This is a genomic window from Austwickia sp. TVS 96-490-7B (assembly GCF_019331795.1).
Lineage (GTDB): Bacteria > Actinomycetota > Actinomycetes > Actinomycetales > Dermatophilaceae > Austwickia.
This window is the reverse complement of record NZ_JAHPZL010000002.1, coordinates 41914-54282: the sequence shown is the minus strand read 5'-3', so window position 1 is coordinate 54282 and position 12369 is coordinate 41914. Positions and strand designations below refer to the sequence as shown.

Annotated in this window: 11 protein-coding genes and 1 pseudogene; 5 read left to right on the top strand and 7 right to left on the bottom strand. The window is 61.6% G+C overall.

The features are described from left to right. Window positions 1-241 precede the first annotated feature (241 nt). Window positions 242-769 carry a YbhB/YbcL family Raf kinase inhibitor-like protein gene (locus tag KEM60_RS02510; protein ID WP_219105947.1) on the top strand — a complete coding sequence of 176 codons (528 nt, stop codon included), beginning with the start codon at window positions 242-244 and terminating at the stop codon, window positions 767-769. A 16-nt stretch (window positions 770-785) separates the two neighbouring features. On the opposite strand, the gene KEM60_RS02505 is transcribed toward KEM60_RS02510, so the two are convergent. The 5 genes and pseudogenes from KEM60_RS02505 to KEM60_RS02485 form a co-directional block, all read right to left on the bottom strand. Then, on the bottom strand, window positions 786-1613 hold the full coding sequence (locus KEM60_RS02505) for an RNA methyltransferase (RefSeq protein WP_219105946.1): 828 nt from the start codon (window positions 1611-1613) through the stop codon (window positions 786-788). Between the two features lie 37 nt (window positions 1614-1650). Further along, on the bottom strand, window positions 1651-2457 hold the full coding sequence (locus tag KEM60_RS02500; RefSeq protein WP_219105945.1) for a sulfite exporter TauE/SafE family protein: 807 nt from the start codon (window positions 2455-2457) through the stop codon (window positions 1651-1653). Between the two features lie 146 nt (window positions 2458-2603). Next, window positions 2604-3470 (bottom strand): annotated as a pseudogene (locus KEM60_RS02495) (SPFH domain-containing protein); the annotation flags it as partial. An 11-nt stretch (window positions 3471-3481) separates the two neighbouring features. Further along, window positions 3482-3979 carry an NfeD family protein gene (locus KEM60_RS02490; RefSeq protein ID WP_219105944.1) on the bottom strand — a complete coding sequence of 166 codons (498 nt, stop codon included), beginning with the start codon at window positions 3977-3979 and terminating at the stop codon, window positions 3482-3484. Continuing rightward, the gene (locus KEM60_RS02485; protein WP_219105943.1) at window positions 3979-4821 is read right to left on the bottom strand and encodes an ABC transporter ATP-binding protein; all 843 of its coding nucleotides are present in this window, start codon (window positions 4819-4821) and stop codon (window positions 3979-3981) included. The genes KEM60_RS02490 and KEM60_RS02485 overlap by 1 nt, the downstream gene beginning before the upstream one ends. 82 nt (window positions 4822-4903) lie before the next feature. Between KEM60_RS02485 and KEM60_RS02480 the strand changes: the two genes are divergently transcribed. Beyond that, window positions 4904-5509 (top strand): hypothetical protein, encoded by a 606-nt coding sequence (locus KEM60_RS02480; RefSeq protein WP_219105942.1) that lies wholly within the window; start codon window positions 4904-4906, stop codon window positions 5507-5509. A 203-nt stretch (window positions 5510-5712) separates the two neighbouring features. Here KEM60_RS02480 and glgA read toward each other — a convergent pair whose 3' ends face one another. After that, the gene (gene glgA / locus KEM60_RS02475; protein WP_219105941.1) at window positions 5713-6915 is read right to left on the bottom strand and encodes a glycogen synthase; all 1203 of its coding nucleotides are present in this window, start codon (window positions 6913-6915) and stop codon (window positions 5713-5715) included. Window positions 6916-7070: 155 nt separating this feature from the next. Between glgA and glgC the strand changes: the two genes are divergently transcribed. The 3 genes from glgC (at window position 7071) to KEM60_RS02460 (ending at window position 11414) form a co-directional block, all read left to right on the top strand. Continuing rightward, on the top strand, window positions 7071-8330 hold the full coding sequence (gene glgC, locus KEM60_RS02470) for a glucose-1-phosphate adenylyltransferase (protein WP_219105940.1): 1260 nt from the start codon (window positions 7071-7073) through the stop codon (window positions 8328-8330). 6 nt (window positions 8331-8336) lie between these two features. Then, window positions 8337-9320 (top strand): phosphoserine phosphatase SerB, encoded by a 984-nt coding sequence (gene serB, locus KEM60_RS02465; protein ID WP_219105939.1) that lies wholly within the window; start codon window positions 8337-8339, stop codon window positions 9318-9320. A gap of 276 nt (window positions 9321-9596) precedes the next feature. Further along, window positions 9597-11414, top strand: coding sequence for a protein-arginine deiminase domain-containing protein (locus KEM60_RS02460; RefSeq protein WP_219105938.1), 1818 nt, complete (start codon window positions 9597-9599; stop codon window positions 11412-11414). A 102-nt stretch (window positions 11415-11516) separates the two neighbouring features. Here KEM60_RS02460 and KEM60_RS02455 read toward each other — a convergent pair whose 3' ends face one another. Further along, window positions 11517-12212 (bottom strand): N-acetyltransferase, encoded by a 696-nt coding sequence (locus tag KEM60_RS02455; protein ID WP_219105937.1) that lies wholly within the window; start codon window positions 12210-12212, stop codon window positions 11517-11519. Window positions 12213-12369: the final 157 nt, after the last annotated feature.

The following is a 12369-nucleotide window of genomic DNA, read 5'->3' as shown; positions in this document are numbered from 1 at the left end:
GAACCGATGACGACGCATTTGCCTGCGGATTCTACGGTCGGGGCGAGCCTGAAGGTGAGCTGGAGAACCTGGCCCAATCCGACCAGATCGATGAACGGTCTCCCCCGCCGCTCTGCCTGCCATCGAATGACCAGTGCTCCTGACAAGAACGTCGTCACGACAGATCTCCCGACAAGAACGTCGTCACGACAGACCGGCTGCCCCTGCTCCCCCGACAACTCGGCGTGGCTAGGCTCGGACCATGAACTTGGACCGACCGATCCCAGCTGACCCCTATTCGATGCTGCCTCAGGTGGCTTCGTTCACCGTGACCGCGGACTTCTCCGACGGCGACCAACTTCCCCCGGCTCAGGTCTACGCCCAGGACAACTGTTCGCCCCGCCTGTCCTGGAGCGGAGCGCCGGAGGGCACCCGCAGCTACGCCCTGACCTGTTTCGACCCGGATGCCCCAACCCCCTCTGGGTTCTGGCACTGGTTTGTCCTCAACCTCCCCGGCGACCTGACCGAGGTGCCGTCCGGCGCCGGAGCCGAATATGGCGTCTTACTCCCAGAAGGCGCCATCCAACTCCGTAACGACTACGGCACCCGTGACTTTGGTGGCGCTGCTCCCCCGGAAGGTGACCGGGCGCACCGGTACATGTTCGCCGTGGTCGCGTTGGACGTAGAGCGCTTGGATGTGGAACCGGAGACCTCGCCAGCCAAAGCCAGTTTCCTGATGCTCGAGCATGTCGTTGGGCGCGCGGTGATCACCGGAATGTACGCCGCTTGAGCGTGCGGGACAGGTGTCAGCGGGTCGCATAGAACGCCACCGCTGATGACGCTGCGACGTTAAGGGAGTCGACGCCGCCCATCATCGGGATCGTCACTCGCCGGTCGAGGACCTTTTCGATCTGTGGGGCCAGCCCATGCCCCTCAGAGCCAAACACCAAGGCCAGCCGGTGATGGTCCTCAGCCACCAACTCGTCGAGGGAGATTGCTCCTTCCCCGAGGGTCATCCCAGCCACGACGTATCCCGCTGCGCTGAGCCGATCGATCCCCCCGGGCCAGGGATCGATCCTGGTCCACGGCACTTGGAACACAGTGCCCATCGACACCCGGATCGCCCGGCGATAGAAGGGATCAGCGCACCGTGGCGTGATCAGGACGGCGTCGACTCCCATTGCCGCAGCCGACCGGAAACAAGCCCCCACATTGGTGTGATCGACCAGGGAGTCCAGGATGGCGATGCGCGAGCGGGTCGTGCGCTGGCGGTCGCTCACTGCCTTCAGTAACTCCCCCACGTCGAGCGGCTCTGGACGGTGCATCGAGGCGATCGCACCCCGATGCAAGTGGAAGCCAGTCATGGTGGTGATGACGTCATCGTCACCGACATACACCGGGATACCCGCGTCTTCAGCGTCCGCCACCAGATCAGCGAGGTCACGCACCCAGCGGTGACCCATCAGATACGACCGCGGGCGGTGCCCTGCCGCCAAGGCTCTGCGGATCACTTTGTCGCTCTCAGCGAGGTATAAGCCCCGTTCGGTGTCCAAGCGACGCCGCAAGGCGACATCCGTCAACGTGAAATAGTCAGCCAGTCGTTCATCGGACGGGTCCGTCACCTGAATGGGCACATCGTCTCCGGTGGTTGCGTGATGTCATCGATCCGGGTCATGCCGGCCAGATCGTCATCCGAGCCAATGCGACCAGGCCGACCACGATGATGACAGCACGAAGCACACCGGTCGGCATTCTCCGGCCGAGGTGGCTCCCGAGGAAGCCCCCGACAGTGCTGCCGATGCCGATGAGGAGCACTGCCCACCAGTTGATCTGGTCCCACCGCAGGATCACAAAAAGGATCGCAGCGACCAAGTTCACCAGCGGGACAATCGCATTCTTCACCGCATTGATGCTCTGCAAACCCACCGGGAGCAGCACGCTGAGCAGGCCCACCAGGATGATGCCCTGCGCGGCACCGAAATATCCGCCGTACACCCCGGTGAGGAACACCACCACCGGCGTCGCCACCGGATGCGGCAGCTCCGGTGTCTCCGACGACTTCGCGACATGCGCCTGGGCTGCGCCTTCAGCTGCTCGAGCTGCGGACCACCGCTGCAACCTCGGCCCGGCGACCACCAGCACCAACCCAAAGACCACCAGCACCGGCACCACCGCGCCAAACACACTCGGTGGGAGCACCAACAACAGTGACCCGCCCACCAGGCCCCCAGCCACCCCAGGTGGCGCTAACCGGCGTACCAACCCCCGATGGCGAGCTAATTCCCGCCGATAGCCATAAGCCCCAGCTAATCCACCTGGCAATAAACCAATGTTGTTGCTGATATTCGCCACTAACGGTGGCATCCCGATCATCAGCAGCGTCGGGAAAGTCACCAACGTGCCAGACCCCACGATGGCATTGATGGTGCCCGCAGCGACACCAGCGAGCAGAACGGAGAAAATAGCGACGGGCGACACGCGCACACCCTACCGGGTGCCACCTGCCGCCCGCCGACGCCGAAAAGACCGGCTCAGCCAGGTCAGAACCGGGGCTCAACCTGCGACGTGTCGCCGCCCAGATCGCTACCTGTCTTGTCCCACGGAGCGCGCCCCGCAGGGACCATGCCCGCGCCGAAGGCCCCGCCGATCCCCCGCAACGCCTCCGTCAATTCGGTCGGGACGATCCACATCTTGTTGGCGTCGCCCTGCGCGATCTGCGGCAACACCTGCAAATACTGGTATGCCAGCAAGGAGGCGTCCGGCTTGCCCTGGTGGATCGCCTCAAACACCTGTTCGATCGCCCGAGACTGGCCTTGGGCCTCCAAAATCCGAGCCTGAGCGGCGCCTTCCGCCCGAAGGATCGCGGCCTGCTTCTCACCCTCAGCAGTGAGAATGGCCGACTGCTTGACACCTTCAGCAGTCAGGATCGCTGCACGCCGGTCCCGCTCAGCGCGCATCTGCTTCTCCATCGAGTCCTGCACGCTGTGCGGCGGGTCAATGGCCTTCAACTCAACCCGGCCCACCCGGATTCCCCACCGCCCCGTCGCTTCATCCAAGACGCCCCGCAGTTGGCCATTGATCTGGTCGCGGCTGGTCAGCGTCTGCTCCAGGTCCATCGAGCCGATGACATTACGCAACGTCGTCACCGTCAACTGCTCGATACCTTGAATGAAGTTAGCGATCTCGTAGACCGCTGCCTTGGCGTCAGTCACTGAGTAGTAAATGACGGTGTCGATGTTGACCACCAAGTTGTCCGAGGTGATCACCGGCTGCGGTGGGAAGCTCACCACCTGTTCACGCAGGTCAATGGTGGCTCGGACGCGATCCACAAACGGGATCAACCCGTGGATGCCACCGTGCATCGTCGAGTGATAACTCCCCAATCGTTCGATGATCAATGCCGTCTGCTGCGGGACGATACGAACCGCCCTCGTCAGCACCGACCCTAAAAACACCAGTGCTACCAAAATCACCAGCAACGTGACAAACATGAAACCGCCCTTCATTCCCCGATGTTGATCTGACCAAGCGGACTGTCTTCGGGAGACACGACAGCCGTGGCACCGTCGATGGATACGACCACGACTGTCGCTCCCACCGGTATCGATGACATCTGTTCGGCCAGACGCGCTGACCATTCCTCACCGCCGATGCGGACCCGACCGTCATGGGCGTCGACCGCAACCAGCACTTCTCCGAGTTGACCGACATACGAATCAACTCCCATCACCGACCGCGGCGTAGCAGCCATGATGCGTCGTAACACTTCTGGACGGACCAGCACCAGCAAAGACACCGCCACCGTCCCTGCCAGAGCAGCCTGCCCAGCCAGGGGCGCCCCTAACGCTGCCGCAACCGCTCCTGCCCCCGCTCCTCCAGCCAACATGATGAAGACGAGGTTGGCGGTGGCCACTTCGATCGTCCCCAACAGCAGGGTCAGGATCAACCAGACGACCCACTCATGAGTCAGCCACCACTGCAGATCCGGCACCCCATCCATCAGTCACCGTCAGTATCGGTTGATGATGACTGCCACGGGCCGGTCTCCCCTGGCTCGGGGACCCTGGCCCGCGCAGCCCACCGGTCACCGTGCCGTTCCAAGGTCAACGGAATCCGGAACGTCTCTTCTAAGGACTCCTGCGTCAGCGTCGAGCCAATCGGACCGGCTGCGACCACCACACCGTCCCGCAACAGCAGCACATCGGTAAAACCGGGCGGGATCTCCTCCACATGGTGGGTCACTAGGACCAACGCTGGCGCGTCGAGGTCCTGAGCGATCAGCCCCAACCGTTGCACCAGATCCTCCCGACCGGCTAGATCCAACCCGGCGGCGGGTTCATCCAGCAACATCAACTCGGGGTCGGTCATCAAGGCCCGGGCGATCAGCACCCGTTTGCGTTCGCCCTCAGAGAGCGTCCCGTAGGTGCGCTCCAAGAGATGCTCCGCCCCCAACGCTGCCAGCAGGTGCCGAGCCCGCGACACGTCCATCCGCTCGTACTGCTCACGCCACCGCCCAACCACGCCGTACGACGCGGTCAACACCACGTCCCGCACCAGCTCGTCGCCGGGGATCCGCTCCGCCAAAGAGCTGCTGGCCAGGCCGATCCGCGGCCGTAGCTCGAAGACGTCGACCGCACCGAGACGTTCACCCAAGACCCGAGCCACGCCCCGCGTTGGATGCATCCGAGCTGCGGCTAACTGCAGCAGTGTTGTTTTGCCTGCACCGTTCGGGCCGAGCACGACCCACCGTTCGCCTTCTTCGATCTCCCAGTCAATAGCCTCCACGAGGGTGGCGCCACCACGCACCACACCGACCCCGGCAAACTCCACCACGTCGCTCATGATCAAGACCCTAGGGCAAAGCCCCGGTTCGTCGCTGGAGGGATCCGATGCGCCGCCCCGGCCCAATGCCTAGCATGTTGTCGTGCTGGAGTTGCCGATCAGTGTGCAGGTCTCGCTGTGGGTCAGCGCCGCTTACGCCGGGGCGCTCCCTGTCGACGAGGCATTACGACGAGCCTGCCCTGATACGGACCTGGTCAACGGCCGGACTGAACGCTTTCACACCTGGGCAGACCTGGGGCAACACGTCGTCCTAGTGGCTCTCCCCCGCCCCGGCATCCCCGGTTTACTCCCCCGCGGAAGCGCTGTCCTCGCCGCCGCCACCGAAGCTGGCCAATGTGTCTTTGTCCCTGGACTGGGCGACGTGCTCGTCCCGACAGTCAGCACCAGCCCCTCCGGAAGCAGCGCAGTCACCCATATCCGGTGGGCGGCGTACGCCGGTGATCCGTTGCCTGGCCGCCACCTCGACCACCTCGACCCGGACGTCATCGAAGCGCATCTCGCCGACGAGATCGGATCTGTACTGGCCCGATCGTGGCCGGTCGATATTGATCTGCCTGGCATGCTCACGCCACGCACCCGCGACATGATCGTCCTTGCCGCTCAGGTGGGCTCGCCCCTGCTCCTGGCTCAAGCGACGTGCCTGGCCGCCCTTCAGCTCGCTGGGATCCGCGATGCCACCCTCGAGTGACAAGGGCCTTCCCCCCCGCATCACGTCGACACGATGTGGGTCTTTCTTCCCGGGTGTGGGATTGACTTCACCGAATCCGTGGCGCGCTCCCTAGAACCGCTCACCCATCGAGGCGGATGCTCCGTCTTGGTCCTCCCCAACGCATATCGAATCTGATCATGGTGGATTCCACGCCCGCCGATTTCACCTCGGTGGCTTTCCCCTCAGCGCTGCAACACCGAACGGTAAACGGCCACGGTCTGCTCAGCGATCGACGTCCAACTAAAGGACTCCACCGCCCGGCGGCGACCAGCTACGCCGTACCTCCTGGCCCGATCCGGATCTTGCACCGCCTCATACAAGGTGGCCGCCACATCGTCCACGAATGCTGCCGGATTCACCGGTGTCCCCGTGCCGTCCGGGATTTGCTCCAGATCCACCAGCCAGCCAGTCTCCCCCGGCACAACCACCTCCGGAATACCGCCGGTGCGAGTGGCGACCACAGCGGCCTCGCAGGCCATCGCCTCCAGATTGACGATGCCCAACGGCTCGTAAATCGACGGGCAGACAAAGGTCGTCGCATGGGACAGGATCGCGACGATCTGCGCTCGCGGAAGCATCTCAGCGATCCACACCACCCCTTGGCGGGTGCGCTGCAGACCACGGATCAGCTCCTCCACCTCCGCCTGAATCTCCGGGGTGTCGGGGGCTCCGGCGCACAAGACGACCTGGACCTCAGGAGGCAATTGCGCTACGGCCCGCAGCAGGTACGGCAAGCCTTTCTGCCGGGTGATGCGGCCGACAAAGACCACCGACGGGGCGTCAGGGTCGATGCCGTGCTCCACGCAGGTACGACGAGCGGACTCTGACCGGTCTGGCCGCCATGTCGCGGCGTCAATCCCGTTGTGCACCACACTGACCTTCGCCGGGTCCACCGACGGGTAGCAGGACAACACGTCTGCGCGCATGCCATGGCTGACTGCGATCACTGCCGACGCCGCTTCGTACGCGGTCCGTTCTACCCAACTGCTCACCCGGTAGCCACCACCCAACTGCTCAGCTTTCCAGGGGCGTAACGGTTCGAGACTGTGCGCCGACAGCACATGCGGCACCCCGTGCAGGAGGGACGCGAGATGCCCGGCCATGTTGGCGTACCAGGTATGCGAGTGCACCAGGTCAGTCCCGGCGCACCCGGAAGCCAACATCAGATCCACCCCGAGGGTGCGCATCGTCTGGTTCGTGTCAGCTAGTTGGGGCAGATCGGGATAGCCGGTTGTTCCGGGTTCGTCCACCGTGGCTCCGAACGCGTGCACCCGGGCGTCAGTGTCATCGCGGGCCCGCAGGGCCTTGACGAGTTCGGCGACATGAACACCCGCGCCGCCGTACACGTTGGGGGGGTATTCCTTGCTGAGGATGTCGACTCGCACGGGGGAAATCTATCGCGCCGCAGCGCGGCATGTGGCACGACTGTCAGCGGCATGAACGCTCGGCAACCTGGTGGGGCGGTCCCGTCGATCTCGGTCCGGCGACGGTTTCTTGGCGAAGGATGCCAGCGGGACCTCCAGGCGGGTACGTTGCGGGTATGCCGCGCACACCACGCTCCTCCAAGGTCCTGTCCATCGTCCTTGCCGGAGGTGAGGGGAAGCGCCTCATGCCGTTGACAGCGGACCGGGCTAAACCCGCGGTCCCTTTCGGTGGCATCTACCGTCTCGTTGACTTCGCCTTGAGCAACGTCGTCAACTCTGGATATCTCAAAATCGTGGTCCTCACCCAGTACAAGTCGCACAGCTTGGACCGTCACATTTCCCGCACCTGGCGGATGTCCACCCTGCTAGACAACTACGTCGCGCCGATCCCCGCGCAACAACGGATGGGCAAACAGTGGTATCAGGGCAGCGCGGATGCCATTTATCAGAGCCTGAACACTCTGGAGGACGAACGGCCTGACTATGTGGTTGTGGTGGGCGCCGATCATGTCTACCGGATGGACTTCAGTCAGATGATGCGTCAACACGTGGAGACGGGTGCTGGGATCACTGTCGCTGCCATCCGCCAGCCCATTTCTCTGGCAGACCAATTTGGCGTGATCGAAGTTGATCCGGAGGATGTGCGCAAGATCGGCCGGTGGCGGGAGAAGCCCACCGACGCCATCGGGTTGCCGGACTCCCCCGACGAAGTCCTCGCCTCTATGGGCAATTACATCTTCGACGCTGATGTCCTACGAGATGTGGTCACCGCGGATGCTGAGAACCCGGACAGCACCCACGATATGGGTGGGGATATCGTCCCGTACTTCGTTGAACGCGGCGATGGGTATGTCTACGACTTCAGCCACAACACAATCCCTGGAGCCACCAAACGTGATCGCGCGTACTGGCGTGATGTCGGCACCATCGACGCCTACTACGACGCCCACATGGATCTCATCGCGATCCACCCGGTGTTCAACCTTTACAACGAGGACTGGCCGATCTATACCAGCGGCGAAGGCATGCAACCCCCTGCCAAGTTCGTGCACAACGAAGCTGGTCGACTCGGTACGGCAGTAAACTCCATGGTTTCCGCGGGCACTGTCGTCTCCGGTGCCCATGTCGAAGGGTCGGTTATCTCCCCGCGCTGCTTCGTGCACAGCTACGCCCAAGTGACCGACTCCGTCCTGCTGGATCGCGTCGTGGTGGGTCGCAAAGCCGTCGTTCATCGGGCCATCTTGGACAAGAAAGTCGTCATCGGTGATGGCGTCGAAGTCGGGGTGGACCACGATGCTGACCGGGCCCGAGGTCTCTATGTCAGTGATGGCGGCATCGTGGTCGTGCCCAAGGGAATGCACCTGACTGAGAACTGATACGTCGTGCCAGCGATCATCGTCCGGGCAGCTGTCCCAGACCAGCTCGATGAGGGTCTCCTCCCCGACCTGACTCGTGTTCTGACTCGATCGGGTGGTCTGTCGGTCAGTGACTGCAGGGTGCTGTCCACCTCCCCCGGCGTCATCGAACTGACGCTTGACGTGCCGTCACCAGTTCTCAGCGATCAGGTCCGTCAGGTGTGCAGCGACGCTCTGCATCAGCTTGGCGTCGAGGCGGACCTCTGCCTGCCTCCCTCGCACTTGGCGGACTTGACGTGTTGGCCACCAGAGCGTCAGCTGCTGGTGGTGACCGATGTCGACTCGACCCTCATCGCCGAGGAAGTCATTGACATGTTGGCCGAGCAGGCCGGACGTCGGGATCAGGTCGCTCGCGTGACGGCAGCAGCGATGCGCGGCGAGATCGACTTCACGCAGAGTTTGCGCTCGCGGGTGGGGGCGCTGGCCGGGCTGGAGGTGACAGCGCTGGAGGAGGTACGCCGTGCCGTGCATCTGACTCCGGGCGCCCGGACCCTGATCACCGTGTTGCACCAGTGGGGGCATCGGATCGGCGCTGTCAGTGGGGGTTTTTTGCAGGTCCTTGATCCGTTGGCGGTTGACATCGGGCTGGACTACGCCTGTGCCAATGTGCTCGAGGTCTGCTTGGACGATGCTGGTGTCGCTCGTTTGACCGGTGACGTCGAAGGAAGTGTGGTGGATCCGCAGCGCAAAGCAGATCAGTTACGGCGTTGGGCGCAGGAGCAACGGATCGACATGGCCGACACGGTGGCTATCGGAGATGGGGCTAATGACCTCGCAATGATGGCAGCTGCCGGTCTCGGGGTGGGTTTCTGCGCGAAGGAGTCCGTGAAAGCTGCGGCGGATACCACGATCTCTTTCCCCCGTCTCGATGTGGCCTTGCATTATCTCGGCTTCACCGACACACAGGTGGAGTCGGCATTGCAAGGCACCGGAGTACAAAGAGGCGATTGATGCCATAGAAAACAGGTATTTTGTCCGAATTTCCTTGCGGTGAAGAGCGAGGGCAGCTCGGCAATGCTTCACGTCCTGAATGCAGGATGTTGGACGCCTGAAGAAAAGCTGATATTTATTTGTCAATTGAGCAGGTTACATCCTCCCCTTTCCTGCAAACTTGCATTTGATGAATGGTTCTCGTAGCCTGATGGCCCATCTCATCGTGAGGAGTTTTTCTTGCTCTCACCATTCACCTCAAGGCGCTCACGCGCAGCTTTACTCATTGCATTTTCAATGAGTTCATTCATCGCGTCTGTTGATGTTGCTTCGGCTGCCCCAAGTCTGAAGGTCAATGAGACCAAAAGCGGCCAGGGCAGACTCAAGCTGACATCGAAGACCCAGACGGTGCTGCCTAATGTCGATGACGACTCAGGTCGGTGCGCTCTGCCCAAGGGGAAGCCCTTCCCTAAGTTTAAGAACGTCAGCACGTGCTATGACGGTGCCGACAATAAAGTTAACGGACAGGAGGATGCCAAAGATCTAACGCTAGTCACACTGGCCGGTATCCCTGACGTGGCGGAGTCCGCGTCGGCAACGGTATCTGTCTCGGCCACCGCAAAAGACAAGGTTCGTATCTTCATCAAGGGCGATGGTGACAAGTGGTCTGAAGGGCTGAAACTTCCAGCTAAACTCACCCCAGCTCAGTTGAAGTCTGGAGTAACTTTTGGTGTTGAGGCAACCGACGTATTGCGCGACGCAAAGGTTTTTGATGGCCGATTTGACATCATCGTAGAAGTCAAAGAGGGCGAAAAAATCTCTGGCGCCTCGCGCAAGCTTCAGGTGGCAAAGCTAACGGCTTTCTCCACTCAAGATGTGGAAAAGATCGTAGGTATTAATTCCGAAGGCACCAAGCCCGATGCGGAACCGTGGCCAATGGGTGCTATTCGAGCGAGCGGATCTAAAGTCGGATACCAAACCCGTGTCATCACCGGTACTGCCCACCCTTGGAACCAAGATATGTTCGAGGGTATGTATGCCAGCATGACCCAGGATGGCAAAACTCAGCATATGCGGGTCCTCGCCTTGGCTCACCGCAATATTGAGGGTATGAATGAATGGTTTGGGTTCCGCGGTAAGGATGTAGGCGTTATTGCGCTCACTGGACCTAACGGTGACAAATCGATGGATGCCATGGGCAACGTCGATGGCATTGGCTCATACATCAAAGATGGCAAACGGGTTGCTACCGGTCGTCTGATCATCGGCCATCACGACAAGCTTGAGTATGGCAAAGTCTCTCAGGTAACGCGGTCTTTCTTCGAGGTTAATTCCCCGCTAGCCCCAATTTATTTGGACACTTCGTTTCTGAGTGTCGCGCATGTCGACGAGATCATCCAGGTGATTCCAGCCAAGAATGAGAGAGGCTGGGCCTTCGCCGTGGCCTCACCTAAGGTTGCGATGGATCTGTTGAAGAAAGTTGAGTCAGCTAAAAAGGGAAGCCAACAACTAGTCAACCCGCCAAAGCATGACAAATTCGATCCACCGAAGATCGGAACAGTCAGCGAAATTTTGAAAAACAAGGATATTCTCAAGGCAAACGAGATCGCGCAGCAGCGGATTGACAGTAATGTCAATTTACTAAAGAAAGAACTTGGTTTCAGCGACGCGGACTTCGTGAAGATTCCTGCGCTGTTCCGGCGGGCATACCAAGATGAGTTGGCCAAGAAAGAAGGTGGGATGGTCGATGGTTCAAAGGGCGACCCAGTGCCTTTTGGTCCCCGGGATGAGCCCGAAGACCCTGGTCACGGCTCGGGAGGTGATCGTCCTCCTGGCACGGGAAAGGCGACCTTAGGGAAGCGAAACCTTGATGCGCTTGTGCCGAATGCGGTGAATGCCTTGTCCTTGGACAAGGAACGACTGATAGTGCCTGCGCAGCACGGCCCGAAGCTGAACGGCAAGGATGTCTTCGCTGAGGCCGTCACTGCCGCTCATGCGAAGAACGGCGTCAAGGTGACTTTCGTCGATACCTACCATGAAATTCATGTTCTGGGTGGCGAGGTTCACTGTCGGACCAATGTCTTCAGGAAGATACCAGGAGAAGCCAAGTCCTAAATTGTTCTTCACGGACGTCGTTGCGGGGTGAGTCATGGTGTGGCTCACCCCGCAACGCGTGATATGAGCTGTGGGGTGTGGTTCACAGCGGCATACGAGGTTTTAGAGCTTATGTTCGGGGCGGGTGCTGAACAGCTGCACCCCACCCACGGCTCGGAACCCGGCCTGAGTTGCTGCGGTGATCATGCGAGCGTCGTAGGTGTCCACGCTGAATAGGACCACTTCGTTCTCGGGGACACTGTCCAGGGCGGCATGCACCATGGTGGCCAGGTGCGTGACGGTGGCAGTCGCCGTGGAGGGGTAGACCCCAATTTCACGGACCCCGGCCACACCTCGTCCCAAGATCACCACGTCAGTCGACTCCCCCACAGCTGATCCCAACACCTGAATGTCCTGAAGGGTGCGGCGTGCCACACCAACGCACGGGGCCCGCCCCAAGTCAGATCGGGCAGTGAGAGTGCCGCTTTGACCGGCGCCGGTCCCGAGAGCGCAAAACAACACCTGAGGCACGCCTACCCATCCGGTCGGACCGGCCATTGCGGTCACGGTGCGTGCCGTGAAAGCCCCGCCGTGGCCATCGACCCCGAGGTCGGCCAGCTGATCATCGGTCAGGTCGTAGGAGACCGCCATGATGGTGTGTCCGGGGAAAGCAACCACGGCCTGGACGGTGGGGATCCACGGTGAGACCCGAGCCCATTTCCCGTCCGGTTCTGGGTCCTGACCTGCTGCGATGGCGCGCAGGAGGCGTGCTAGAGGGTGCCGTGCGGTCGTCCACGGTTCGGTTTGCGTCGCCGTCATGGCTCTCCTCGGGACTGCCACCGGGTGATGCGGTCGGACATGAGGTACGACGCAGTCCGTCGTACCTCCCTCTGATCGGCGACACACCGATGTGCTGTAGGGAATCCAACAAAATCAGCCGGTGATGTGCGGGGTGGGGCGTCCTCCCTCCCTGCGG